The sequence below is a fragment of the Bartonella grahamii subsp. shimonis genome, from assembly GCF_036327415.1.
In the GTDB taxonomy this organism is placed as follows: Bacteria; Pseudomonadota; Alphaproteobacteria; order Rhizobiales; family Rhizobiaceae; genus Bartonella; species Bartonella shimonis.
Map to the genome: position 1 here is coordinate 464,411 of NZ_CP123961.1, position 26,479 is coordinate 490,889.

General features: G+C 37.0%; 19 protein-coding genes and 1 pseudogene. 10 read left to right on the forward strand and 10 right to left on the reverse strand.

Translation table 11 applies throughout. The features are described from left to right. Positions 1-102: 102 nt before the first annotated feature. Positions 103-1,275: a succinyl-diaminopimelate desuccinylase gene (gene dapE / locus QHG57_RS02145; RefSeq protein WP_330168442.1), complete on the forward strand. Its 1,173-nt coding sequence runs from the start codon at positions 103-105 to the stop codon at positions 1,273-1,275. A gap of 1,617 nt (positions 1,276-2,892) precedes the next feature. Here the strand turns inward: dapE and hemW are convergent. Further along, positions 2,893-4,092, reverse strand: a complete 1,200-nt coding sequence (gene hemW / locus QHG57_RS02150) for a radical SAM family heme chaperone HemW (protein WP_330168443.1) — start codon at positions 4,090-4,092, stop codon at positions 2,893-2,895. Continuing rightward, positions 4,089-4,736 carry an RdgB/HAM1 family non-canonical purine NTP pyrophosphatase gene (rdgB, locus tag QHG57_RS02155; RefSeq protein WP_330168444.1) on the reverse strand — a complete coding sequence of 216 codons (648 nt, stop codon included), beginning with the start codon at positions 4,734-4,736 and terminating at the stop codon, positions 4,089-4,091. Before rdgB ends, hemW begins: the two co-directional genes overlap by 4 nt. A 524-nt stretch (positions 4,737-5,260) precedes the next feature. Here rdgB and hrcA point away from each other — a divergent pair. Together hrcA and grpE are read left to right on the forward strand one after the other, a co-directional pair. Next, positions 5,261-6,331 carry a heat-inducible transcriptional repressor HrcA gene (gene hrcA, locus QHG57_RS02160; protein WP_330169378.1) on the forward strand — a complete coding sequence of 357 codons (1,071 nt, stop codon included), beginning with the start codon at positions 5,261-5,263 and terminating at the stop codon, positions 6,329-6,331. Between the two features lie 124 nt (positions 6,332-6,455). Continuing rightward, positions 6,456-7,118 carry a nucleotide exchange factor GrpE gene (gene grpE, locus QHG57_RS02165; RefSeq protein ID WP_330168446.1) on the forward strand — a complete coding sequence of 221 codons (663 nt, stop codon included), beginning with the start codon at positions 6,456-6,458 and terminating at the stop codon, positions 7,116-7,118. 107 nt (positions 7,119-7,225) lie between these two features. Here grpE and thpR read toward each other — a convergent pair. The 6 genes and pseudogenes from thpR to QHG57_RS02195 all read right to left on the reverse strand — a co-directional run bounded on the left by thpR (position 7,226) and on the right by QHG57_RS02195 (position 12,264). Continuing rightward, positions 7,226-7,768: pseudogene (thpR, locus tag QHG57_RS02170) on the reverse strand (RNA 2',3'-cyclic phosphodiesterase). 616 nt (positions 7,769-8,384) lie between these two features. Beyond that, positions 8,385-8,678: an HPr family phosphocarrier protein gene (locus QHG57_RS02175; protein WP_330168447.1), complete on the reverse strand. Its 294-nt coding sequence runs from the start codon at positions 8,676-8,678 to the stop codon at positions 8,385-8,387. Positions 8,679-8,695: 17 nt separating this feature from the next. Beyond that, on the reverse strand, positions 8,696-9,094 hold the full coding sequence (locus QHG57_RS02180; protein WP_330168448.1) for a PTS sugar transporter subunit IIA: 399 nt from the start codon (positions 9,092-9,094) through the stop codon (positions 8,696-8,698). A 135-nt stretch (positions 9,095-9,229) separates the two neighbouring features. Beyond that, a complete protein-coding gene (locus QHG57_RS02185; RefSeq protein ID WP_330168449.1) occupies positions 9,230-9,694 on the reverse strand; it encodes an HPr kinase/phosphatase C-terminal domain-containing protein in 465 nt (154 codons plus the stop codon). A 23-nt stretch (positions 9,695-9,717) separates the two neighbouring features. Then, positions 9,718-11,502, reverse strand: coding sequence for a sensor histidine kinase (locus QHG57_RS02190; RefSeq protein ID WP_330168450.1), 1,785 nt, complete (start codon positions 11,500-11,502; stop codon positions 9,718-9,720). Positions 11,503-11,541: 39 nt separating this feature from the next. Then, positions 11,542-12,264 (reverse strand): response regulator transcription factor, encoded by a 723-nt coding sequence (locus QHG57_RS02195; protein ID WP_005774392.1) that lies wholly within the window; start codon positions 12,262-12,264, stop codon positions 11,542-11,544. A 386-nt stretch (positions 12,265-12,650) separates the two neighbouring features. Between QHG57_RS02195 and lysM the strand changes: the two genes are divergently transcribed. Then, on the forward strand, positions 12,651-13,106 hold the full coding sequence (lysM, locus tag QHG57_RS02200; protein ID WP_330168451.1) for a peptidoglycan-binding protein LysM: 456 nt from the start codon (positions 12,651-12,653) through the stop codon (positions 13,104-13,106). 114 nt (positions 13,107-13,220) lie between these two features. On the opposite strand, the gene QHG57_RS02205 is transcribed toward lysM, so the two are convergent. Beyond that, positions 13,221-13,775: a copper chaperone PCu(A)C gene (locus QHG57_RS02205; RefSeq protein ID WP_330169379.1), complete on the reverse strand. Its 555-nt coding sequence runs from the start codon at positions 13,773-13,775 to the stop codon at positions 13,221-13,223. A 722-nt stretch (positions 13,776-14,497) separates the two neighbouring features. Here QHG57_RS02205 and dnaK point away from each other — a divergent pair. The 5 genes from dnaK to lepA all read left to right on the forward strand — a co-directional run bounded on the left by dnaK (position 14,498) and on the right by lepA (position 24,073). Further along, positions 14,498-16,390, forward strand: coding sequence for a molecular chaperone DnaK (gene dnaK, locus QHG57_RS02210; RefSeq protein ID WP_330168453.1), 1,893 nt, complete (start codon positions 14,498-14,500; stop codon positions 16,388-16,390). Positions 16,391-16,547: 157 nt separating this feature from the next. Continuing rightward, entirely contained in the window at positions 16,548-17,690 is a 1,143-nt protein-coding gene (gene dnaJ, locus QHG57_RS02215) for a molecular chaperone DnaJ (protein WP_330169603.1), read from the forward strand. 1,897 nt (positions 17,691-19,587) lie between these two features. Further along, positions 19,588-20,493 carry an acetylglutamate kinase gene (gene argB / locus QHG57_RS02220; RefSeq protein WP_330168455.1) on the forward strand — a complete coding sequence of 302 codons (906 nt, stop codon included), beginning with the start codon at positions 19,588-19,590 and terminating at the stop codon, positions 20,491-20,493. Positions 20,494-20,526: 33 nt separating this feature from the next. Further along, positions 20,527-21,441, forward strand: a complete 915-nt coding sequence (locus QHG57_RS02225; RefSeq protein WP_330168456.1) for a DMT family transporter — start codon at positions 20,527-20,529, stop codon at positions 21,439-21,441. An 826-nt stretch (positions 21,442-22,267) separates the two neighbouring features. Continuing rightward, complete coding sequence (lepA, locus tag QHG57_RS02230; RefSeq protein WP_330168457.1) at positions 22,268-24,073, forward strand: translation elongation factor 4; 1,806 nt, start codon at positions 22,268-22,270, stop codon at positions 24,071-24,073. Between the two features lie 572 nt (positions 24,074-24,645). On the opposite strand, the gene dapD is transcribed toward lepA, so the two are convergent. After that, positions 24,646-25,494: a 2,3,4,5-tetrahydropyridine-2,6-dicarboxylate N-succinyltransferase gene (dapD, locus tag QHG57_RS02235; RefSeq protein WP_330168458.1), complete on the reverse strand. Its 849-nt coding sequence runs from the start codon at positions 25,492-25,494 to the stop codon at positions 24,646-24,648. Positions 25,495-25,600: 106 nt separating this feature from the next. On the opposite strand from dapD, the gene QHG57_RS02240 reads away from it, so the two are divergent. Beyond that, a complete protein-coding gene (locus QHG57_RS02240; protein ID WP_330169380.1) occupies positions 25,601-26,464 on the forward strand; it encodes an LOG family protein in 864 nt (287 codons plus the stop codon). The last annotated feature ends 15 nt before the right edge of the window (positions 26,465-26,479 follow it).

Sequence of the window (26,479 nt, forward strand, 5' to 3'; positions counted from 1 at the left end):
TTGGTTTGCTGAGTGTCTTCAATGTTTTTGCTTTATCTTTTTCGTAATTCAGCGTAATAATCTTAAGTTTCGATGACTTATAAAAAATGGGAAGGGGACCTTATGCCTGTTCTTACAGATCCACTTCAGCTACTACAGACGCTTATCCGTTGTCCTTCTGTTACACCTCATGAAGCAGGGGCTTTATCAGCTTTGGAACAATTTTTGAAAAAAATGGGATTTCATGTCGAGCGCCCTATTTTTACGGATAAAAATACAGATAATGTTGAAAATCTTTATGCAAAAATGGGAAATGAAGGACCCCATCTTATGTTTGCAGGTCATACAGATGTCGTACCACCAGGTGCATTGGGTGAATGGACCTACTCACCTTTTGAAGCTGTCATAGATCAGGGGAAATTATATGGGCGGGGTGCTGTTGATATGAAGGGCGGAATCGCTTGTTTTATTGCGGCGCTAGCGCGAGTTCTTGAGAAACGGCCCATTAAAGGAATGGTAAGTTTTTTGATTACCGGTGATGAAGAGGGACCTGCTATTAATGGTACTGTCAAACTTCTCAAATGGGCAGAAAAAAAAGGCGAAAAATGGACTGCGGCTCTTGTGGGGGAACCAACAAGTGTAAAGACTGTTGGGGATGTCATCAAAATTGGTCGCCGCGGATCGATTTCTGGTATTATTACTGTGAGAGGTCGCCAAGGTCATGTTGCTTTTCCAGAGCGGGCTGCTAATCCATTGCCTTTGGCAAGTAAGCTTATTCAAGCATTGACACAAACTGTTTTAGATAAAGGGACAGAGAATTTTCAACCCAGTAATTTAGAGCTAACAAGCATCGATACCGGTAATTTAGCGGTCAATGTTATCCCAGCGCAGACAACAGTTCATTTTAATATACGCTACAATGATCTTTGGACAAAAGAAACACTGATGGAGGAAATTAAAAAGCGTCTTGCTTTGGTGCAACCAAAAAACAATAGTGACCAATATCCCTCTTATCAGCTTGAATGGATTCCAAGTTTAGGGGATGTTTTTTTGACCAAAAATGATAAACTCATTCAAACTTTATCCAATGCTATTAAAAGTGTAACAGGGAGTATACCAGAATGTTCCACTTCTGGTGGTACTTCAGATGCGCGATTTATTAAGGATTATTGCCCAGTGGTTGAATTTGGCTTACCAGGGCAAACGATGCATATGGTAGATGAGTGTGTAGCCCTTGATGCAGTGGAAACGCTTACTGCTATTTATGAGCGTTTTATTGTTGATTTTTTTGCATAAAAAGAAATGATTGCTGGTTTAAAAATACCTTTATCTTGTTGTGCCATAAGACATTGCCATTTGAGATGTGGTGATATGAGACACGTAAGACTTAATATATTAAGTGGTTTTAGAGTAAGTGGTGAATATTCTTAAGTTGGGTTCTTGCCTGTAGAGCCTTTCGTTAAGTGAATTACATAATTGGAAAGCCAAGAGGGACCTGCTTTAAGAAGCAGAACTTTTTACAGACTGTATTGGATTAAAAATATTCGTTCTTTAAAGTATAGAAAGGAAGTCAACATGCAATCATATATGGAAAACAATGAATACTATATCGCAATTGTGTGATGACAGGTTGAAGCCATAAAGATATACAAAAATATATTGCTATTGTAAAAAGTTCGTACAGCATAAATGTGCTCATTCACGGTTTATGCCTTAATATGGTTTCTGCACTCTCATAAAGGTACTTCTTGTTTCAATTAGCTTCTCTTAGAGTAAAGCCCATAGGAATGCGCTTTAAGTTTGTTTTATTTCATATATTTTTCCCTGCTTTTTTTGTTTTCAAGAACTTTCGTTGCAAAATCATTATGAGATAGAAGGTGAGCTTATTTACTCAGCTTTAATATTGGTTATGATAAAGATACACAAAAATTCTTTTGTAGCAGCACGTTGACTTCTTTAGTCAAGGATTGCCCTGGTATTATTCTTTTTAATAAAATAATCTTAAAGGGCGCGTACAGATACTCATAAGCATGTACGCATACAAGTAAGATTATATGGGATTAATGTCATTTCGCTCGCTAACAAAGCAATCTCGATTCATATTTGGTATATTTGCCATTTTAAGTGCATTATTTTTTAATAAAGCTCATGATTTTACTCTGACCTATAAATCAATACCAATCATACAGCCGCGTATCTCAAATAAATATTGGTTCAGTATTTTTTGCGACAACAGCCTTTACATGCCAGAATAGGATAAAAGTATTGTGTATATCTATTTTTGTAATCTCTGAAGCAGACATACAACCACAACCTCACTGAGGGAAAAGGTATAAAGGTAAAAATCAGCGTGCTTTTTTACTCTCTTTTTTTATTTTGCTTTACGGTTTTCAAAAGTATCTAGAGTAATATCTTTTTAAATAATCAGAGATTAATGCATAGTTTCATGCTTATTTCTCTAGTTCTTTAAATTGTGCCACGATTTCATAAAGAACAATACATTATTGTATTATGCATTCACATACTTGTTTTAAAGAAGTTTTCTCAATGTTTGTCACATTCATGCTACTACGGTGCTTATAAATAGTGCAATATAAAATTTTCCGTGAAATGTACAAGATCTATAGTGCCTCACCATCTTTATGTTTATGAAAAAGAAAGTTAGACCACCATACACTTTCTAGCTCAAAATATTGCGCTAGCTTTTAGTACTTAAGAGTATTCATAAGAGGCATTTACTCCTTTTTTATAGTTTTTATCCGCACGCTTCCCTACTTTTAAGATGTAAAAAAATGGTGGTAACTAATTTACTATAAATAGTTTTGAAATGAGAGAATCTCACGATATTCTAATCTTGATTTTGCTATGAAAAATGATAATTATAATTAAAATCAGTATGTTGTTGTAAAAACTTTAGTTTGCGAGTTGGCTGATGATATGATCAAGAACAATACGTCCTTTGGTTGTCACTTTTAAGCGTTGGTTATCCACCATTTCTATCAATTCTTGGTGTTGTAAAGCGATAAGTTTTTCCATTGGGATGCGTTTAGGGCTTAAGGTTTCATAGCGTATAAGTTCTAAGCCTTCGCAAAGGCGTAATCCCATAAGGAGCATTTCATTTGCCTGTTGTTCAGTGGTTAAATGTTCCGTTTCGATACAACCATGTCCTGTTGTTTCTACCAAATTAAGCCACTGTTCGGGATGTTTTTCATTTATTGTGACATAACGTTTACAGTTTTCAAGGTGTGATGACAATATTTTTGAACAGGTAGAGGAATGATTCGGTGCGTGCTCAATGAAACGTCCATGTGCTCCTGGGCCAAAGCCTGCATATTGGTGATAACGCCAATAAAGAAGATTGTGTGCTGATTCAGCACCGGACATTGCATGGTTTGAGATTTCATAGGCAGGAAGTCCATGCAGCGCCGTTATTTCTTGGGTAAGATGATACAGATCCGCTGCTAACTCTGATGAGGGAAGGATAAGTCTTCCTGTATCATGAAGCCGTTTAAAGGCAGTTCCTTCTTCGATCGTCAATTGATAAAGAGAAAGATGGTCCGCTGCCAAATCAATTGCTTGTACAAGTTCAGATTTCCATTGTTCAAGGGTTTGTTCGGGGCGGGCATAAATGAGATCAAAGGATAAACGTGGAAAAATTTGCCGTGCTAAAGCAATGGCACAAAGAGCCTGTTCCACATTATGGAGTCGGCCAAGTTTACGCAATGCTTTATCATTGAGCGCTTGTATCCCTAGAGATAAGCGATTAACACCTGCTGCACGGTATCCACGAAAGCGCTCTGCCTCCACGCTGGATGGATTAGCTTCTAATGTAATTTCAACTTTATCATCGACTACCCATCTTTTTGCAAGTGCTTGCAATAGGGCATCGACAGTTTGCGGCTCCATAAGAGAAGGGGTTCCCCCACCAATAAAAATACTTGTAATATGGCGTGGGCCTATTTTGTGGTATTGCGTTTCTATTTCGCGCTTAAAGGCGGTGACAAAACGTGGTTGATCAACACCATGGGTGCGAACATGCGAATTAAAGTCACAATAAGGACATTTAGCTGCACAAAAGGGCCAATGAATGTAAATGCCAAAAGGTTCATTCATGAGAATGCTAAAAGGTTTTCTGCCAAAAGTTTGAAAGCACGTGCGCGATGTGAAAGAGGGGGAATATCATTACGTTTCCAGTTGTGTTTTTGCTCTGTTGACATTTCTCCAAAGGTATTTTCACATCCATCTGGTAAAAAAATAGGATCAAAACCAAAGCCTTTGTCTCCCCGTGGAGGCCAAATGAATGTTCCTTCAACGCATCCTCGGAAGTAATCTGCGTGGGCATCAGGCCATGCAATGCAAATGACGGATATAAAACGGCATTTTCGTTGGCTTTTTTCTTGCGCTCCGACTTTTTGGAGTTCATTTTCTATTTTTTTCATAGCTTTTGGAAAATTGCGTGTACCATCGGCTTGAATCGCCCAATCGGCGGTATAAACGCCTGGCGCACCTTCCAATGCATCTATTTCTAAGCCTGAATCATCAGAAAGGGCAGGAAGTCCTGTCTTTTTTGCTGCTGAAAAGGCTTTAATATAAGCATTTTCTTCAAATGTTTTTCCCGTTTCTTTTGGTTCTGGCAAGCCTAGTTCTTTTGCCGATTGTATTATTAAACCGAAAGGCGCAACCAAAGTAGTGATTTCATGCAATTTGCCGGTGTTATGTGTAGCAATGACAAGTTTTTTATCGGCTATACTTCTCATATAGATTTCTCCAAAAATGAAAGAGGAACTATTTTTGTGCTAAAACCAACATAAATGCTCACATACATTCTACTCAATTTTACATGATATGATTATTTTACACGTTTTATGATATTTTATTCCAATAAAAATTTTTTATCTTGTGTGAAGATAATTTTGCAAAGATATAAAAGGCACACCTTCTTTATAATAGCATTTTTATGGTAAATTTCCAATTTCCTACTTGCTCTAAAGGGTGAAATTTTCTATCCGTAGCGGTTTGTAAACAATCCAGATTCTTTTGATCAAATTCTCTTGGCAAGTTCCTACAGCAGACCACTTTACAGATCAACTCTTATCTTAAATATTTCTCACATACTCTAACAAAAAATACCTCCTGCGTAATTTATCAATCATCACTCTGAAAGGTAGCATTTTATGGCTCAATAGGATAATATATTTTTATACTACTTTAGACTATTTGACCAAACCTTGGCAAAACTTATATAAGAGATGAGTATTTTAAAAGTAGTGAAACAATTGTGATGAAGCACGAAACTATTGATAATGAACTAAAATATCTTGATGAACGTTCGCGTGATATTTTTCGCCATATTGTTGAAGCTTATCTTAATGATGGTGAACCTGTAGGGTCACGCAATCTTTCACGGCTTTTACGACAGACATTATCGCCTGCGACGATTCGCAATGTAATGAGTGATCTTGAGCATCTCGGTTTGATTTATGCACCACATGTTTCTGCGGGTCGAATGCCGACACAATCAGGTTTACGCTTTTTTGTTGATGCATTTATGGAAGCGGGCGATTTGCCAAACGAAGAGCGAGAAAATATTGAAATGCAAGTTAAAGAGGCTGGTCATGCACAATCGGTTGAACATTTTCTTGTTCAAGCAAGCCGAGTTCTTTCAGATCTTTCACGTGGGGCAGGGCTTGTTTTAGCAACAAAACAAGAAGGAACATTGAAACATATTGAATTTGTGCGCCTTGATAGGGAGCACGCTCTTGCCGTTTTAGTGACTCAACAAGGTGAAGTTGAAAATCGTATTGTTCATTTGCCAGAAGGGGTTACTCATGCACAATTGACGGAAGCAACGAATTTTCTTAATGCCCATATCCAAGGGCGTACATTGAATGAAGCTAAAGGGGAAATTGCCCGCTTATGCGCAGAAACACGGGCAGCACTTGATGATTTATCGCATCACCTTGTTGAAACGGGATTAGCTCTTTGGGGAGGAGAAGGTGCTGATCATAAAATACACCTCATTGTTCGCGGGCGTAGCAATTTACTTGAAGATGTGAAAGCAGAAGAAGATTTAGAACGGTTACGCCATTTGTTTGATGATCTTGAAACGCGTGAGAGTATGGCACAGCTTCTCGATTTAACGGATGAAGGTTCTGGGGTTCGAATTTTTATTGGTTCAGAAAATAAGTTATTTTCACTTTCTGGTTCTTCTTTAGTTGTAGCACCTTATCGTGATTCACAACAAAGAGTCATTGGTGCTTTAGGCGTTATTGGTCCTACACGGCTTAATTATGCAAGGATTGTGCCCATGGTTGATTATACAGCTCAACTTGTGTCACAGTTATTGCGTTAAAACGATGCAGGTAAGTATTTGTACTATAAAAGCTCATTGTATTATATACATCGATACCTCTTGATTTTTGTCTGTAGAATTTCGATATCGAGAATAACGAATCTTATGAAGGAATAAAATTTTTATGTCTGATGAAAAAAACAAATTTACTGACGCTTCATTTGAAAATTGTGATTTAAAAAATCCAGCTGATCGTAATACACTTAAACAGGCAGCCGATGAGTTTTTAAAAACACATAAAACAGAAGAACACGAAGACGTTGAAAAAGAAAGCAATGAGGTTAGTGATCTTTTAGCATCTTTGCAGGATGAAAATAAAGAACTGAAAGATCAGCTTTTACGTCTTGTTGCAGATATGGAAAATCTTCGACGCCGTACTATGCGAGATGTGGCGGATGCAAGGGCTTATTCCATTGCTAATTTTGCACGGGATATGTTATCTGTTTCTGACAATCTCAATCGTGCTTTGGAAGCTATTCCAGAAGGAGCAAAGGAGAGTGATGCTGGTTTGAAATCATTGGCAGAAGGCGTTGAAATGACTGAACGTGCCATGATGGCAGCATTAGAACGTCATGGGGTGCAAAAAATTTATCCAGAAGGGCAAAAATTTGATCCTCACTTTCATCAAGCGATGTTTGAAATTCCTAATGCTGATGTTCCAGATAACACTGTTCAACAAGTTGTTCAGGCAGGTTATATTATCGGGGAAAGGGTGCTACGTCCAGCTATAGTGGGTGTAGCCAAAGGAGGAGCAAAAGAAGCTTCTGTTGAAGCTGATTCGGCTTAAAAAACATCAATAATAAATCTCCAACATAAAATGCAGTATTCCCTGCAATTACACATATATGAGGTTTTTATATCAAAGGATTTTTAAAGGGTGTTATAAACACCCTTTTATTTTTGAAGCGTCCAACTTCCTTTTACAATATAGGAAGCCTGATTTAAGGGAGAAGCCGATAATAATAAAACAAAATGATCAACCACAAAAGGAGGGACAAAAAAATCATCTTGAAAAGATAGATAATAAGAAAGATCTTCAAGATTAATATCAAATATTCTTGCAAGAGCAATATGCGGAATAAATTGTCTTTCATCAGGCTTTAACTCTAATTTATTTCGGATATATTTCATCTTTTCATGTAAAAGATTAAGCTTTTCACAAGGTTCAATGCGAACCACAAGAGAATGGGGAGCATTTTCTGAATCAAAAACTGCAAAACTCTTTATCTGTAGCGTAAAAGAAGGAAGTTCTATAGTGTTAAAGGTATGCATAATTTCATCTGCTAGGGAGCTTTCAACTTCGCCAAAAAAAGATAAGGTGGCGTAAAAATTTTGTGGGTTGATCCATTACGCTTTTGGTAAGCTATTTTGCAATGATACGAGGGCTTGTGTTGTTTGTTGAGGAATCTGAAGAGCGCTAAATAGACGACCCCACAATATTATTTTCCTTATAATGAAAGATGCTATCCCAAAGGCAATATAAATAATAAGGGCAAAGTACGTACCACAGAAAAAAAGGCAATAGTATAGAAAAAGAATGTCTAAAAAATGCTTACTATAATTATGAGTGTACAAAGCTTATTCGTTTTAAGAAAATGGTTATGATATCGATAAGAATTGTGTTTTCATGATCTATCTCACAATGATGTGCAATGGAAGATTACTTGTGTATTATAAAGGCTATAAATTTAGCAGAAAATAAGAAAAGTTGATAGATTTTTGATGTGCAAAATTATTTTGACATTTATTTTTAGCTTAAAATAAAGCATATTCTAATACAAAGTGAAGAGTTCTCTTTTCTGTAAAGATTTAATTATAAGATTAAGTTGGGTAATAGCCATAATACGCAAAACTAATCAAATTGGTCAAATAATGTTAGGAAAGGAAGAAAAAATTCAGCATAACAAATTACTATAAGTTTTTACATTTATGATAATTATGCCAATCCATAATGAATATGAATATTGGTATAAAAGCGAAAAAGAAATTCAAAATAATGATGGAAATTTCCTATTTTCTAAGAATCATCATCCTTGTTTATGGTGAGAAAACGCTAGTTTTCTTCTCCAAAGTTGTTATTGATGAGCTTTTCAAGAGCATTAAGAGCATCTGTTGCTTCTGGTCCTGAAACATGAATGGTGAGGTTGCAACCGGATGAAGCTGCTAGCATCATAAGTCCCATAATTGATGATCCGCCAACGATTTTTCCATCCTTTTCAACTTCAACAGTAGCATTAAAATTGTCAACAGTTTGTACAAATTTTGCAGAAGCACGTGCATGCAACCCACGTTTATTACAGATATTGAAATGACGACTTATACATGGAAGGGTATCTTTGGAAAACATTGGTATTTTATTATCCGCTATAAAATCATACTTGGTACATTAATATATTTACGCCCTGCTTCTTGTGCTATTCTTAATGCGTCTGATAATGAAATATCAGGACATTTGCGAATAGAAATCAGTTTAATAAGCATGGGCAAATTAACACCCGCAATCATTTCAACGCGTCCTTTTTCGATAGCAGGAATAGCTATATTTGATGGTGTTCCACCGAATACATCTGTTAATATGATCACGCCATGATCCGTATCTGTATCGGTTACTGCGGCTATAATATCACCTCGGCGCTGATCTATATCGTCATCGGGATAAACGCATATTGTTGCAAACTTTTCTTGCACTCCAACAACATGTTCCACGACATGTAAAAATTCAACAGCCAGCTCACCGTGCGTTACAAGCACGAGTCCAATCATTTACGCAAACTCCTGTTAACTAATAAGATCCGACCATATTGGTGGGAAGGACATTTTACAAGGCTTTGTTCTGCTGCCAAGAAAAATTTGCAAAAAAAAGGCAAAAAGTGTGATTTTTTTATCTTTAGAAAAAAATTAGACAGATTTTTGCCATATTTTTCTAAACAAAAATGCTTCAATAGCTTGACAAATGGCTGTACAATCGGATTCACGAAGAGAGGGAAGTTTTAAAAGAGGAATATGCAAATTTTCAAATTGAAAAGTTTTATTTGTGGAAAAACGTTCATATTCCGGACCGAGAAAAATAACGCAATCGATAGTTGTGTGCTTTTCAAATTCAATCATATAAAGACCAACGCCACGAATCTCGATACCGCCCTCTAAATTATCAGGAGTGTATCCGTGAAGCTTTCCATTTTCCGCACACAACATTGTATAATCATCACTGATAAGCTTCGCTTCACGTTTTGACCACTCAGCACGGTCGAGCAAAGAAAGGGTAAGGGTTGATTTTCCTGACCCCGATGGACCTATAATTAAAAGCCCCTTGCCGCCCAATTGAAGGCAATTTGCGTGGAGTATTTCACATTTTGTTTTCATGCCTTTTACTTTGGATAAAAGATTTATTTAGCGAGGGGAAGCATAATAATAAAACGTGCCCCAGTTTTACACTTTCCCAGTGTAGGATCAATAATATTTTCGGCTGTAATTGTTCCATTATGAGCCTCGATGATTTGCCGACTAATAGAAAGGCCAAGGCCTGAGTTTTGACCAAAAGCATCTTCGTTTGGTCGATCTGTATAAAAACGCTCAAAAATGCGTTCAATATTTTCTGAACGAATGCCTGGGCCATTATCTTCAATGGTTAAAATAAGGGTTGAAGCATGACTTTTCATAGTAATGCAAATTTTGCCACGATTCCGAGGAATAAAAGAACGTGCATTTTCAAGAAGATTTGAAATCACTTGCCCTAAACGGAGTTCATGTCCCAATACAAGATAGGCTTTTCCATGAGGACGTGGGACAATATTAAGGCTTATATCAATGGTTTGTGTATTACGATACACTTCCTGAACAGCATGAACAAGACTTTCCAAAAGCGGTGTCATATCAACAACCTCTGCGGTTTCTCGTGCAAGCTCTGCATCGAGTCGCGATGCATCAGAAATATCTGTAATCAACCGATCAAGACGGCGCACATCATGTTGAATAATTTCAAGCAATTTCTCTTGTGCTTCTTCATTTTTAGCCAGAGGGAGTGTTTCAACAGCACTGCGTAGAGAGGTGAGAGGATTTTTTAATTCGTGGCTTACATCAGCAGCAAAGCGTTCAATGGCTTCAATACGCATATAAAGGGCGTTGGTCATATCACGAATAGAAGTTGAAAGGTGACCAATTTCATCCTCACGCATTGAAAAATCAGGAATTTCTACACGCTGATTATTGCCATTACGCACTCGATTAGCCGAGGCAGATAATTTACTTAATGGATGAGCAATCGTATGGGCCAAAAAGAGAGAAAGAACCAAAAGCACGCTACCTACAACGGCAAAAACTTTAAAGATAACCAGTCTTTCGCCTTTTACAATGTTATCAATATCGGAACCAGTGGTTGAAAGAAGAAGAGCTCCAACCACAGCACGATAGCGTTGAACAGGAACGGCAACAGAAACAATTAATTGACCTTGTCTGTTACGTCTTTTAGCTGTAGCAAGAGATCCGTTTAATGCGCGGTACACTTCCGGATAAGCAATACCGCTGATTTTGGTTTGTTCTCTGTCAAGAGCAATACCTTTGCCATAAAATGTGCTTGAATACCATGAAGTAAGGCGATCCCACATGTTTTGTTCTGTTTTAAGTGGAGGTAAATCATAACTAAAAACTTCTCCACTAGAATAAAGAACGCGCGAATCAAGAAGGAGAGTAGCATCACGATCATAAATACGTGCTCTTGTCGTTTTAGGGGTGATGAGACGCCGTAAAAGAGGGGCAACTTGCTCAGGGTTAATAGGGAAATCCCAAGAATCGGTTGATTGAGGGGCGGGTGTAACGCTTTCACCAGTCTGTAACTCTAAGAGTTTTTGGGGGTCAATGAGGATAGAATTTGTATCTACTGTTGCAGAAGCAGCAATAGCCCCAGCAATAATTTTTCCTTGGGTACATAAACTTTTAATTTTTGCTTCAATTAAACCATCACGAAATTGGTTAAGATATAAAATGCCTGTAACTAAAACGGCAAGGGCAGCAATGTTTAATATAACAATGCGACGTGTGAGGCTGGAAAAAAGCAATTGTCTAAAGAGACGTTGTGTTCGAAGATGCAAACGAGAAAACATAAAAAATGGCATTGAGGATGTACCATCAACGGTTGTTTTTTGTAAAGTTTCCAGTTGAGAATTGTCTGTCATCGATTTGATTGCCGTTCAAATTTTTGCGACAAAGCAGTTTTATACCTCGTGGAAACGATAACCTACACCATAAAGTGTTTCAATCATTGCAAAATCATCATCCACTTGTTTAAACTTTTTACGCAGACGTTTAATGTGACTATCAATGGTGCGATCATCTACGTAGACTTGATCACTATAGGCAGCATCCATTAAAGCATCACGACTTTTTACAACTCCTGGTCTTTGTGCTAAGGTTTGCAGAATCAAAAATTCCGTAACGGTTAAAATAACAGGTTTATCTTTCCATGTACAGGTGTGGCGTTCTTGATCCATCACAAGATCTCCACGTTTGAGAGAAGAGGTGGAAGAAGTTCCTGTAGAAAGCGGTTGGTTACGTGCATTAGAACGGCGCAAAATAGCTTTCACGCGTTCAATGAGAAGACGTTGGGAGAAAGGTTTAGTAATAAAATCATCAGCTCCCATTTTGAGACCAAATAATTCATCAATTTCATCATCTTTAGAGGTAAGAAAAATAACTGGAAGATCAGATTTTTGACGCAAACGGCGTAAGAGTTCCATCCCATCCATTCGGGGCATTTTAATATCAAAAATAGCTAAGTGTGGAGGGTGAAGTGTGAGACCCTTAAGTGCAGATGCTCCATCTGTATAGCTTTCAACCCGATATCCTTCTGTCTCAAGCGCGAAAGATAAAGATGTCAAAATATTGCGATCATCATCAACTAGTACAATCGTTTGCGTGATTGTTGGTGTATCTTTCATGGTTTCTTAGACCTTTCTATTGCTGTGGTAGCAAATTACCCACACTTATTTATATGGGAGTTCATATTTTTTTTGCAAAACAAATATGATATAAATTATAGCAAAGTAAAAAAACTTTTGTCATTACTGTAAAATATTGTTTTGCTTTCATAATTTATAACGTTTCTGCGTTTATTAAGATCCCTTCGTTTGAGAGAAAATTTTCATAAAGGCTTTTTTTATCAGGATTTATTATAAAGTTTATTATTGTCTTTGTCCTATAATTGAACAGGTATAGTTTTGATTGTTGAAGTTTAGAAAATATGCCTATGTGTTTTAAGAGCAAAGAAAAGAATGTGGCAATATATGCACAAAAATTTGTTTCTGCTACACAAAAGGAGGTCGTAATGGGATTTTTTAATTTTATTAAAACTGTAGGGGAAAAGTTAGGTATTGGGGACCATGAACCAAAAGAAAAAGATTTTAAGGCAGCATTTGATCATTTTCAACTCGGTACAGAAAAAGTAAATATTCAAGTTGAAGACGGTGAAGCTATTTTAAGCGGTGAAGTTCCAGACAGGGAAACACTTGAAAAAGCACTGCTGGTTGTTGGCAATTCACAAGGTATCTCTTCTGTAGATGTTGATCAATTAAAGATTATAGATACAACGCCTAGAAAACCTTCTCGCTTTTATGAGGTTAAATCTGGTGATAATCTTTGGAAAATTGCTGAAGAGGTTTATGGAAAAGGGCAAGGTAATAAAAACACATTTATTTTTGAAGCCAATAAGCCAATGCTAAAATCTCCCGATAAAATTTATCCTGGACAAGTTTTACGTATTCCTGAAATTGACCATAGTTAATTCATCAAAGGGGATAATTTTTTACTGATGGCATTAAACAAAAAAATAAAGAAGCGTACAAAATTTTCACGCTTCTTCATTTTAAAAGTGTGTATTTATAATAAAAAAAGGAGCTTAGTGAACAGGAGAGGAGTTAGAAGGTGATGGTGCTTTCATAGCGTTTACAGAGAAATCAACATCAATTGTTCCTGCTTTCTCAAATGTCAATTTTGCGCTAATTTTATCACCTAACTTGAATGGTTGTGAAAGCCCCATAAACATAATATGATCACCGCCAGGCTTAAGCGTGATTTCGCCATTTCCCGGAATTTCAATGCCATTGTGCATTTTTTCCATTTTCATAATATCATTAACGACAGCCATAGAGTGTATCTCTGTTGTTTTTACTCCGTTTGTGGAAATAGAAACCAAACGGTCTGGGGTATTACTGTGATTAATAATGTAAAGATAACCGCTACCAACTCTTATACCTCTAGGTGTTTCGCGTGTCCAAGGATTAAGAATTTCTATGTCGCCAAGTTTATATTGCTGAGCACCTGCTGGCAGGGTTATACCAGCAAAGAGAAGAACACACACGATATTTATGATAACCTTTTTGTATGGATATTGCGTATGTATTATATTCTTAAAGATGAGATTTGTTATTTTCTTAATAATAGATGTCATCATTGATTTACCCTCCTTCATAAGATTCACACTTTGAATGTTTTTTTATTTTAGCAGAACTTTTATTTAAAATAAAAGAAAGAAATGCTAAAATGAAATTGATTTGAATATGAGAATAAAAACCATAGAATTCTTAGATTTTAAAGGAAGACAGTAAGGTTTACAATGACAACACACCTCTCAATACTTCCGTGTTCATCTTGCAAAAGTATTTGTAAATGGTATAAAATCTATGATGTACTACCATTTTACTTAAAAAGATATAATACAGAACAAACATTAACCACTTTACCAATTTTTAATATTACGACAGCTCTTGGCATTTTAAAAAGCTTTTACATGAGTATTTTTTATTAATGATGGGCAGATCAAGAGCGAAAGAGCAATCACTCTTTTATTTTTTAATTTTTATAGAAAGATATATTTGTTGAGAGTTGCAAGAAAAATATATTATGATCTCAAGTCTCTCATAAATATGGTATTTATGGGTCATTAGAGCGCTTATTTTAAAATAAATTTTTTATTTTGGAGATGTTTCTCTCATTATTCTCTTGTAGCAATAAAAGCCTGTTCTTATATACGAGGCAGCAAGGCTTATTGCGACTTGCAATTTGTTATTATTTTATGTTGCTTGAAGCAATATACGGGCTTTGAGTGTTATGAGGAGCTGTCTTAAAAAGATGCTTTATGAAGGTTGAGGTAGCTTGCTGAATGGAGATTATAATATGGCAAAAGTAATTGGTATTGATTTGGGGACAACGAACTCTTGTGTGGCTGTTATGGATGGCAAAAACGCAAAGGTTATCGAGAACTCAGAAGGTGCACGAACAACACCTTCCGTTGTTGCCTTTACTGATGGGGGAGAGCGGCTTGTTGGACAGCCTGCTAAACGGCAGGCGGTAACAAATCCTGAAGGAACAGTTTTTGCAGTTAAACGTTTGATAGGGCGTCGTTTTGATGATCCTATGGTTGAAAAAGATAAAGCACTTGTGCCTTATAAAATTGTTAAAGGTGACAATGGTGATGCGTGGGTTGAAGAAGCGGGTAAGAAATATTCTCCATCGCAAATTTCAGCTATGATTTTGCAAAAGATGAAGGAAACAGCTGAATCTTATTTGGGTGAAAAAGTTGAACAAGCGGTTATTACTGTTCCTGCTTATTTTAATGATGCGCAACGTCAAGCGACTAAAGATGCGGGTAAAATTGCTGGACTTGAAGTTTTACGGATTATTAATGAGCCGACTGCGGCTGCTTTAGCTTATGGTTTGGACAAAAAAGACGGAAAAACAATAGCTGTTTACGATCTTGGTGGTGGTACATTTGATATTTCAGTACTTGAAATTGGAGATGGCGTTTTTGAAGTTAAATCAACCAATGGAGATACGTTTTTAGGGGGTGAAGACTTTGACATGCGCTTGGTCGGTTATTTTGCAGATGAGTTTAAGAAAGAACAAGGAATTGATCTGAAAAATGATAAACTCGCTTTACAGCGCTTAAAAGAAGCGGCAGAAAAAGCAAAAATTGAACTTTCTTCGTCGCAGCAAACAGAAATCAATTTACCATTTATCACAGCAGATCAATCAGGCCCCAAGCACTTAACAATGAAATTGACTCGGGCGAAATTTGAATCTCTGGTTGACGATTTAGTGCAGCGTACCATCGAGCCTTGTAAAGCTGCATTGAAAGATGCTGGATTAAAGGCCGGTGAGATTGACGAAGTTGTTTTAGTGGGTGGTATGACACGTATGCCCAAGATTCAGCAAGTTGTGCAGAGCTTCTTTGGTAAGGATCCACATAAAGGCGTTAATCCTGATGAAGTTGTCGCAATGGGCGCTGCCATTCAAGGGGGGGTATTGCAAGGTGATGTCAAAGACGTGTTGCTTTTAGATGTAACACCTTTATCCTTGGGGATCGAAACTTTGGGTGGGGTTTTTACACGTCTCATTGAGCGTAATACCACTATCCCAACGAAAAAATCTCAAGTTTTTTCAACAGCTGATGATAACCAGAGTGCTGTGACTATTCGTGTTTTCCAAGGTGAGCGGGAAATGGCGAGTGATAATAAGTTATTGGCTCAATTTGATCTTGTTGGTATTCCTCCAGCACCGCGTGGTATACCTCAAATTGAAGTTACTTTTGATATTGATGCGAATGGTATTGTTAATGTTTCGGCCAAAGATAAGGGAACTGGTAAAGAGCATCAAATTCGTATTCAGGCATCAGGTGGTTTAAGTGATGCTGATATTGAAAAAATGGTACAGGATGCGGAAGAGCACGCAGCTGAGGATAAAAAACGCCGTGAAGGTGTTGAAGCTAGAAATCAAGCGGAAGCTCTTATTCATTCAACTGAAAAGTCACTCAGTGAATATGGCGATAAAGTATCAGCTGAAGAAAAAGGACAGATTGAAACAGCAATATCTGAGTTGAAATCTGCGCTTGAAGGCAGTGATACTGAAGAAGTAACAACAAAGATGCAAAAATTAGCTGAAGTCAGTATGAAGCTTGGACAGGCTATGTATGAAGCTTCACAAGCAGCGAGCGCTGACACTGAAACAGAAGAAAAGAATGATGATGTTGTTGATGCTGATTTTGAAGAAGTTAATGATAAGAAGAAATAGTGTCGGCATATGTGTTGATTAATTTATAAACCCGGCCTTTGAAATATAAGGCTGGGCTTTATTATTTGAGTGAGTTGCAACTTTGTTGTTAAAAATATAAATTAAAAGCAATCTTATCCATAAAGATGGATGATAGAGAAATTATCAGGAATACATGATGAAGGTTGACTATTATGAAATTCTTGGCGTGACTCGTGAATGTGATGATAAAAAATTGAAATCTGCTTTTCGCAAGTTGGCAATGCAATATCATCCTGATCGCAACGCTGGGGATAAAGAGGCAGAGCGAAAATTCAAAGAAATTGGCGAAGCCTACGAAGTCCTTAAAGATCCCCAAAAGCGTGCTGCTTATGATCGATTTGGTCATGCGGCTTTTGAAAATAGCGGTAGTCAAAGAGGAGCAAATCCCTTTGGAGGTTTTGCTGCTGGTGGTGGATTTGCTGATATTTTTGAAGATTTTTTTGGCGAAATTATGGGAGGTGCGCACCGTAAGCGTGGTGATGGTCGCGAACGTGGTGCAGATCTGAGTTATAATATGGAAATAACCTTAGAAGAGGTATTTTCAGGAAAAACTGCAGAAATTACTATTCCCAGTTCTGTTACGTGCGATGTTTGTGAAGGATCAGGAGCGAGAAAGGGCTCTAAGCCACAAGTTTGTGGAACATGTCATGGATCTGGTCGTGTGCGTGCTGCACAAGGTTTCTTTTCCATTGAGCGGACATGTCCTTCATGTCATGGACGTGGTGAAACTATTACGGATCCATGCCCCAAATGTAAGGGGACACGACGCATAGAGAAAAAACGTTCATTGAGCGTAAATATTCCAGCTGGTATTGAAGATGGAACGCGTATTCGCCTTTCTGGTGAGGGTGATGCTGGTATTCGTGGTGGACCCAATGGTGATCTTTATATTTTCTTTTCCGTTAAACCGCATGAATTTTTTCAGCGAGAAGGAGCAGATCTTCACTGTCGCATTCCTATTTCAATGGTAACAGCTGCTTTAGGAGGAGAGTTTGAAGTTTCCGATCTTGATGGTGTTAAAGCGCGTGTTAAGATCCCAGAAGGGACACAAAATGGACGTCAATTCCGCCTTAAAGGCAAGGGTATGCCCATGTTGCGTCGGCAGCAAGCAAGGGGTGACCTTTACATCCATATCACGATTGAGACACCACAGAAACTAACGCAAGAGCAACGTGAACTATTGCAAAAATTTGAAAAACTTTCAAATCACGAGAATTCACCACAATCACATGGCTTTTTTTCACGTATGAAAGAATTTTTTGAAAATATTTCTGGTTAAAATATGTGAATGTTCTCAGAATAGATTAGAAAAAACTTTTGGAAAGTTATTTTAATTAAACTTTCTATAGTCTTATCATCTTTGAAAAGCATTTTTTCTTGAAAAGAAAAGAGAGAAACGATTAATTGAGGGTAAGTTCCTGTCGTTGATAGTTTTTTACATTTCACGAAGTTTTATGGGTAAGTCTTATTTTTGAGTGTCTATGATATTTAAAAAAGGGCTTATCCGTAAGAAAGATGCAATTGAGTGACTGATTTCCAGTGTCATGATAACAGCTTTTATGCATTCAGCATTTTTTGTATTTATTGTTTTACTCAAAATTCCTTTTTAAAAGCCCTATACTAAAACTGTAAAATAGGTAGTAGCTTACCAAGAAATGCTAAATAGCTATTAGACAATCCATCTTATTTCAAATAAAATATCAATTCCTCATAACCAATTTATTTTTGGAATTTTTGATAGTTTTAACTACTGTCTCCCTTTAAATAAGGGGTATTTTATTCGGAATAGCTTTTACATGCCTTATACCAGCTTCATTTTCTTTTAGATTGCGGATTTTGTTTTGTATTTCTGGTGTCATAAAATACTTCTTCCAGATAATAAAAAACGCTATAATCAGATTTATTTTATTCCAAAGAAATTATGAAATGAGATGGTGCATGTTGAATGCTAAAGAAGACATAGCAAAATATGTCTTGAGATGCTTGATACATCTCTCTTTTGGAGAAACAAATTCGATGGAATTCACCTAGTTGAATTTATTGGCATGATAAAAATTTGGTGGGGAGAAAAAGGGAGTTACTTTCGAAAAGAAAAATAAATACAATAAAAAAATGGCACGATATGCTTAAAAAACAGCACGATATATTGTCCAAATTGATAGTGATATGGAAAGAGAAATTCACGAAGTGAATCTTTTTCATAAAATAACATAATTAAAACAATATATTAAGAGAATTAAAAAATTCTAAAAGACATTGAAGAATTTAAGCATGTCTTGCTGTGCAGAAAGAAAAATTTAATGAACAGATCGTAAAAATGAAAAAGTTTATAAAACTTTACGAAGATAGCAATCTAAACAATTAAATGTTTTTATAAAGGTGCTTCTAGAGAGCGTTAAGAGCTATTCGCAATAAATTTAAAGGATATGATAATGTTCTATAACAAGATATTATAGATAGGTGTGAGGATTATACTGTAGCGTATTTCTTTTATTATCTTTTATATGGATTGATGTTGTCTGATTAAAGACAGTAATTAATGGGATATAAAAGCAGAATTTACTTGTATCGTAAAATTTTAGTAGAATCCTTCAGAATTCTTTTAAAAATTTCTTATTAAGCTGTTAGAGAGGTTTCTTATTCGGATTTCGGAACAGTTTCAATTATCATGAAGACAGTTAGCATAAAGGAACCATCGTATAGCTTTACGGATCTCTTCTAGAAAATTTCTTGGATAAGTACAGTGCTAAGTCAATTTATCTTGGTGATGTGTTAATTTTATTATTATAAGAAAATTTTGTTTTATCTTACAAAATCAATAGTTGTATATATTCCTATTCATTGTTAAGTATTCATAGGCGTAAACTAATGAGTTGAATATACGGCGTAGCTTTAAATTTTTCAGAATTTTGCTTTTCAATTTTATACATAAATTCATAAAATTTTTATACATAAATTCATAAAATAATGACGTTTTGCACGCCTGTATTGTTTAATTTTTCGCTGTCAATTTTTTGAGGAAGTTGTTTTCTTGTTCATCTCGTTGTTACATTTTCGTAATTTAAAGGAAAATTGACGATTTTTAGGGGATGGATAGAGTAAAGCTTTGTTTTATTGTTTTCACTTTTCCTAAATTTCACTAAGAGATGGTAAAAAGTGGTGAGGAGGCTCTATTAATGGATGATGCTAAAAACGATGCTGTAGATGTTTTAGAAAAACAAGCAGCATTTTTATCGTCTGCTTTGCCTTATATGCAAAAATACGAAAATGAAACGGTCGTAGTAAAATATGGCGGCCATGCTATGGGTGACCCTGCTTTGGGGCGAGCATTTGCGCGTGATATTGCTCTATTAAAGCAATCGGGGATTAATCCTGTTGTTGTTCATGGTGGGGGGCCTCAAATTGCTGAAATTTTGATGAAAATGGGGATTGAATCACGATTTGAAAATGGTTTACGGGTAACCGATGAGCGGATCGTTGAAGTCGTTGAAATGGTTTTAGCGGGTTCCATAAACAAAGAAATAGTTGCTCTCATCAACGCTGAGGGTGAATGGGCAATAGGATTGTGTGGCAAAGACGGCAATATGGTTTTTGCCGAAAAGGCTTATAAAACTGTCATTGATCCTGATTCGAATATTGAACGTGTTTTAGATTTGGGATTTGTTGGTGAGCCTATTGAAGTTGATCGCACATTGCTGGATCTTTTAGCTTGTTCTGAAATGATCCCAGTTCTTGCTCCTGTGGCTCCAGGACGCGATGGTAAAACTTATAATATTAATGCTGATATTTTTGCTGGAGCCATTGCCGGTGCATTAGAGGCTAAACGCCTTTTGTTTCTCACAGATGTTCCTGGTGTTTTGGATAAACAGGGAAAACTTTTAAAGGAATTGACAATTTCTGAAGCTGAAAACCTCATCAAAAATGGCACAATTTCAGGGGGGATGATTCCAAAAGTAGAAACTTGTATAAAGGCTCTTCAAAATGGAGTAGAAGGTGTTGTCATTTTAAATGGTAAAACCCCCCATTCTGTTTTGTTAGAACTATTTACCGAACAAGGAGTTGGAACGCTTATTGTTTCATAAGATGTACATAAAATCGGAGGAAAGAAACCTTTCATGGTTGATATAAAACAATTGAAACGCCCGTTACTCAGCAAGCAGGAATTGGCAATATTTGCTGCAACAATATTGTGGGGTATTACATTTTTAGTCATTCATATTGCGGTACGCTATAGCGGTCCTCTGTTTTTTGTTGGATTTCGTTTTATTGTTTCATCTCTTATATGTGGGGCAATTTTTTGGCGCTCTATAAAAGGTATAACAGTTTATGAAGTTTTCGCTGGAATGGCGATTGGTTTAGCCATGTTTTTAGGTTATGCTTTTCAAGCAGCTGGACTTCAAACGGTTATTAGTAGTCAGTCGGCTTTTATCACAGCGCTTTATGTACCGATGGTTCCAATTTTACAATGGATTGTTTTTAAAAAACCTCCCCGTTTAGCTTGTTGGATTGGGATTGTTTTCGCCTTTATTGGGCTTGTACTTGTTTCAGGACAAAAGCCGGGAAGTTTTGATTTTTCAAAAGGCGAAATTTTGACTTTATTAGGTGCTTTAGCGATTGCTGGAGAAGTCATACTCATTGGAATTTTTGCTAACAAGGTTGATAGTCGGCGTGTGACTATTGCCCAGTTATTTTTTAGTGGTTTTTTTTCATTCGCTTGTATGCCTTTGATGGGTGAAAGCATTCCTGAATTTTCGTGGATATGGTTTAGTATTGGCATCGGATTGGCATTAATGAGTGCCATCATTCAATTGGCTATGAACTGGGCACAAAAATCTATTTCCCCTACGCGTGCGACACTCATTTACGCAGGTGAACCGGTATGGGCCGGTATCGTTGGGCGTTTGGCTGGAGAGCATTTATCCTCTTTAGCTTTATTAGGTGGCTTGCTTATTCTGATTGGGATCATTGTGGCTGAGTTACAACCTTCACAATGGCGTAAGAAAAATAAAGCAACTGAAAAAATTGATTAACTATGTATTTTTTCTATTATGATTTTATTGTGTGAGATTTTTGCTTGCAAAGTTTTCATTTTTGAGGTTTTTTTAAATATGAAGATAAGGAGGCTCTATAAGCTATTCCAGCTTTTGTATACAAATTTGAGCAATAGTATCTGTTTACTTAACCTCTGAAACGGGAAGCCGCCTTTCATTGAGTCAAAACATGAAGTGGTAAAGATAAAAATCAGCTCTCATCTTTACTTTAATTTTTAAATTCGGCTTTACAATGTTCAAAAACATCTAAGATGATACCTAATGGGGATTTTGCATTGCCGCACCTTATGCCTTTTGTTTTTTAATTGAGTTAAGCTCTTCAAGCAAAATAGAACACACAAAGCAGCTTGCAATAATACAGCAATGAATTGATTTATAATGATAATTTATCTTTATTTATATTGAGTTAAAGACCCGAGTAGCGTCAGATTCTCTCATTTTAAATCTGTTTATCTTGAATCAGTTAAAATCATTTTCTTGCACACCACAAGCGGGTGGCCATGTGTTAAAACTGTATAAGAAAGGCATGCTTCTTATAAGCTCTTTTAAGTGCCAAGGAATTTCACAACCATTGGAGGCTTGCAAAGTTTGTGATGGTACCAGCTTATCCAGCCTATGAGTCATCAAATAAGATGTGAAAAGATTATTTTAGTCCCTTTGGTATTTAATTTAGTAAACAAAAGCCTTATTTTTAGGCTACAAGAAGTTGTGTTTTGAGAAGCTCTTGAGGTGTATATTCTTTTGAAAGAGGCCGAAACATAATTGGTCTTTGCGTTTTGTATTATTCTTTGCTAAATCGCCTTATATGACAATAGATCGTAATTATATTCGTAATTTTTCCATCGTGGCGCATATTGATCACGGCAAATCCACTTTAGCTGATCGTTTGATTCAAATGACAGGTGGACTTGATACACGTGAAATGAAAGAACAAGTGCTCGATTCCATGGATATTGAGCGTGAACGTGGAATTACTATTAAAGCACAAACGGTACGTTTACACTATAAGGCAAAGAATGGTGAAACCTATATTTTAAATCTTATGGATACACCTGGTCATGTGGATTTTGCTTATGAGGTTTCGCGTTCATTAGCAGCTTGTGAAGGTTCTCTGTTGGTGGTAGATGCAAGCCAAGGTGTAGAGGCGCAGACATTGGCGAATGTTTATCAAGCCATTGATAATTCCCATGAGTTAGTCGTTGTACTCAATAAAGTTGATCTTCCCGCAGCAGAACCTGAGCGTGTTAAAGAACAAATTGAAGATGTGATAGGCATTGATACATCTCAAGCAGTAGAAATATCAGCAAAAACAGGTTTGGGTGTTCCTGATGTTTTGGAGGCAATTGTTACGCAATTACCACCTCCACGCACAGGCGATGTTGCAAATTCCTTGAAAGCTATGTTGGTTGATAGCTGGTATGATGCATATCTTGGTGTCATTGTTTTGGTACGGGTGATAGATGGTATTTTAAAAAAAGGCCAAACCATTCGTATGATGGGTACAGGGGCAAAATATCCCGTTGAGCGCGTTGGGGTATTTACACCTAAAATGGTACAGGTTGATGAATTAGGACCAGGCGAGATTGGTTTTATCACTGCTTCTATCAAAGAGGTAGCCGATACACGGGTTGGGGATACGATTACTGAAGAGCGTCGTCCTTGTGAACATGCGTTGCCTGGTTTTAAGCCGGCACAACCAGTTGTCTTTTGTGGTCTTTTTCCAATTGATGCTGCCGATTTTGATGATTTGCGTGCAGCCATGGGCAAATTACGCTTAAATGATGCGAGTTTTTCTTTTGAAATGGAAACATCTGCGGCTTTGGGGTTTGGTTTTCGCTGTGGCTTTTTGGGACTTCTTCATCTTGAAATTATTCAAGAGCGATTAGAGCGTGAGTTTAATTTGGATTTAATCGCGACAGCACCTTCAGTTGTTTATCGCATGAATATGAATGATGGTTCTGTTAAAGAGTTGCACAATCCAGCGGATATGCCTGATGTGGTTAAAATTTCTTCTATCGAAGAACCTTGGATTCGAGCGACAATCATGACTCCTGATAATTATCTTGGGTCAATTTTAGAACTATGCCAAGAGCGTCGGGGGATGCAGGTTGGTTTGTCCTATGTTGGAACGCGTGCTATGGTAACGTATGATTTACCACTGAATGAAGTTGTTTTTGATTTTTATGATCGCCTAAAATCGATCTCAAAGGGTTATGCTTCTTTTGATTATCAGATGGCAGATTATGCAGAAGGGGATTTAGTTAAAATGTCTATTTTGGTAAATGGAGAATCTATAGATGCATTGTCGATGCTTGTGCACCGCACGATTGCGGAAAAGCGCGGGCGTTCCATGTGTGAAAAACTGAAAGATCTTATTCCCCAACATATGTTTCAAATTCCAGTTCAAGCAGCTATTGGTGGTAAAGTTATAGCGCGCGAAACAATTCGCGCTTTGCGTAAAGATGTAACAGCGAAATGTTACGGGGGTGATGTCACGCGTAAGCGCAAACTTTTGGAAAAGCAAAAAGAAGGCAAAAAACGGATGCGCCAATTTGGAAAAGTAGAAATTCCACAATCGGCATTTATTCAAGCGCTCAAAATGAACAAATAATGAAAAAAGAAGTATTTTCTCTCATTGATTACGCTTTTGCTTTTGTCGATTAGTTCAGTTTTTAAAGAGCAGTTTTAAATGGAGATTGTAAAGTATTTCATGCTTTTGTGTATTGCATAATAGTGTCGTATTTCTCACGTAAAACAAAATATTTTAAACAAAATACATTTGTGTTGCACGTTCACGTTCTTATTTTAAAGAATCATTTTTCACTGTATCAAGCTCCATTTTATAATAGGGATCCTGAAAGGTATAATGTAAAATCGATAGTGAATGATATAAAACCCACCATTTGGCATCACCCTCTTTACACCTCATAAAGGTTTACCCATCATATTCTTTTCCAGTTCAAAATGTTATGATAGTCCTCGGCATTTGAGAGAATTCATTAAAAACATTTTTACTCTTTTATTAAAGTGTTTTTTCCCCACACACCAACTGCATTTGTAACGTGCAAGGAAATGAGAGTGATTGATTCACCATGAAAGGATTTGAAATGAGAGAATCCTTGTATTTGAGGGTGTTATTTAAGTTAAATAAGGATAAATTATCATTATAAAGGAATATTGTGTTTAATCACGTAAAAGATCATTAATAGATGTTTTTTCTCGTGTTTTTTGATCAACGCGTTTTACGATAACAGCACAATAAAGGTTCGGACCTGTCTCACCGTTTGGTAATGGCTTTCCGGGGAGGGAACCTGGTACAACAACGGAGTAGGCTGGTACTTCACCGATAAAAATTTCCCCTGTTGTACGATCAATAATCTTTGTAGATTTTCCAATAAACACTCCCATGCCTAAAACAGCACCTTCACGGATAATACAGCCTTCAACAACTTCAGAGCGAGCACCAATAAAGCAATGATCCTCAATGATTGTTGGATTTGCTTGCAGGGGTTCCAAAACGCCTCCAATCCCAACACCACCAGAAAGATGTACATGTTTACCAATTTGTGCGCAGGAACCAACAGTGGTCCATGTGTCAACCATTGTGCCCTCATCAATAAATGCACCGAGATTGACAAAGGATGGCATCAATATGACATTGGGTGCAATATAGGCGGAATGGCGCACAATGGCTCCAGGAACTGAACGGAAAGCAGCTTTTTTAAAATCAGCTTCTTGCCAACCAGAAAATTTTGAAGGGACTTTATCCCACCAGTGTGTTCCATTTACTCCGCCGGCAATAATCTGCATAGGATTGAGCCGAAAAGAGAGAAGAACAGCTTTTTTTAACCATTGATGGACGTGCCATTGTCCATTTTTTTGACGTTCCGCTACGCGGATTTCACCTTTATCGAGAAGGTTTAATGCATATTCGATACTCTCGCGGATTTCACCTTTTGTCGTGGTATCGATAAAATCACGATTATCAAAAGCCTTTTCAATAATAATTTCAAGTTGTGTAAGATGGGTCATGACGAGAGTTCCGTTAAACAAGTTGAAAGTTTCAAGATTTATTCTCTATGGACTACGCGAAGAAATGTGTTCAGTCAATAAAACGATGAAGAAGTAGGACAGGTGTATGAAAAAAGGCTGTAAAGACAAAAGAAAAGAAGAACAAGAAAACTGGACACCACTTCTCCATACGAAGGATGCTTTACAACAAATACATAAAATTTCTAATTCAGCGCAAATGCGTTCGTCTACTTATCGTTTAGCCTATATCGATCAAGATTTTATGATGCGTCCAGAGCTGCGTTCGCAACGTATTGGTCTTGAATTTTTAAAGCCGGAAATAACCCTTAAAGAATATGATATTCAATCAACAGTTGTTTTATTTGGTGGTGCGCGTATTCCTGAACCTGGGCAAGCAGCGTGGGCTGCAAAAAATGAAATACAAAAGAAAAATTTGCATGCTATGTCACATTATTACGATGAAGCAAGAGAGTTTGCGCGTTTGTGCTCACTTTATTCTGCTACGACAGAATATCGTGAATTTGTGGTTGTTACGGGGGGCGGACCAGGAATCATGGAGGCAGGAAACCGTGGTGCGGCTGATGTTGGTGCACCAACGATTGGTTTGAATGTTGTTTTACCGCATGAGCAATCGCCCAATTCTTATGTGACTCCACATTTATGTTTTAATTTCCATTATTTGGGGATGCGCAAGATGCATTTTTTAATGCGGGCAAAGGCAGTAGTCCTTTTCCCTGGAGGGTTTGGTACTCTTGATGAGTTGTTTGAGACATTAACTTTAATGCAAACCGGACGTATGAAACAGGTTCCGGTTTTCCTGTTTGGCAAAGAATTTTGGAACAATGTTATAAATTTTGAATATTTATCTGCGCAAGGTACAATTTCTCCTTCGGATGTTGATCTTATAACATTTGTCGATACAGCAGCGGAAGCTTTTGAACAAATTCGTTTTTTTTATAAACTGCCCTAACAACTTTTAAGACGT

Coding starts and splice junctions, on each gene's coding strand:
- QHG57_RS02180 (WP_330168448.1), bottom strand. CDS start 9,094: ATGATTGGACTCGTGCTTGTAACGCACGGTGAGCTGGCTGTTGAATTT.
- QHG57_RS02205 (WP_330169379.1), bottom strand. CDS start 13,775: ATGATGACATCTATTATTAAGAAAATAACAAATCTCATCTTTAAGAAT.
- QHG57_RS02175 (WP_330168447.1), bottom strand. CDS start 8,678: ATGTTTTCCAAAGATACCCTTCCATGTATAAGTCGTCATTTCAATATC.
- dapD (WP_330168458.1), bottom strand. CDS start 25,494: ATGACCCATCTTACACAACTTGAAATTATTATTGAAAAGGCTTTTGAT.
- lepA (WP_330168457.1), top strand. CDS start 22,268: ATGACAATAGATCGTAATTATATTCGTAATTTTTCCATCGTGGCGCAT.
- hemW (WP_330168443.1), bottom strand. CDS start 4,092: ATGAATGAACCTTTTGGCATTTACATTCATTGGCCCTTTTGTGCAGCT.
- hrcA (WP_330169378.1), top strand. CDS start 5,261: ATGAAGCACGAAACTATTGATAATGAACTAAAATATCTTGATGAACGT.
- dnaJ (WP_330169603.1), top strand. CDS start 16,548: ATGAAGGTTGACTATTATGAAATTCTTGGCGTGACTCGTGAATGTGAT.
- QHG57_RS02225 (WP_330168456.1), top strand. CDS start 20,527: ATGGTTGATATAAAACAATTGAAACGCCCGTTACTCAGCAAGCAGGAA.
- QHG57_RS02190 (WP_330168450.1), bottom strand. CDS start 11,502: ATGACAGACAATTCTCAACTGGAAACTTTACAAAAAACAACCGTTGAT.
- argB (WP_330168455.1), top strand. CDS start 19,588: ATGGATGATGCTAAAAACGATGCTGTAGATGTTTTAGAAAAACAAGCA.
- grpE (WP_330168446.1), top strand. CDS start 6,456: ATGTCTGATGAAAAAAACAAATTTACTGACGCTTCATTTGAAAATTGT.
- QHG57_RS02185 (WP_330168449.1), bottom strand. CDS start 9,694: ATGAAAACAAAATGTGAAATACTCCACGCAAATTGCCTTCAATTGGGC.
- dapE (WP_330168442.1), top strand. CDS start 103: ATGCCTGTTCTTACAGATCCACTTCAGCTACTACAGACGCTTATCCGT.
- QHG57_RS02240 (WP_330169380.1), top strand. CDS start 25,601: ATGAAAAAAGGCTGTAAAGACAAAAGAAAAGAAGAACAAGAAAACTGG.
- dnaK (WP_330168453.1), top strand. CDS start 14,498: ATGGCAAAAGTAATTGGTATTGATTTGGGGACAACGAACTCTTGTGTG.
- QHG57_RS02195 (WP_005774392.1), bottom strand. CDS start 12,264: ATGAAAGATACACCAACAATCACGCAAACGATTGTACTAGTTGATGAT.
- rdgB (WP_330168444.1), bottom strand. CDS start 4,736: ATGAGAAGTATAGCCGATAAAAAACTTGTCATTGCTACACATAACACC.
- lysM (WP_330168451.1), top strand. CDS start 12,651: ATGGGATTTTTTAATTTTATTAAAACTGTAGGGGAAAAGTTAGGTATT.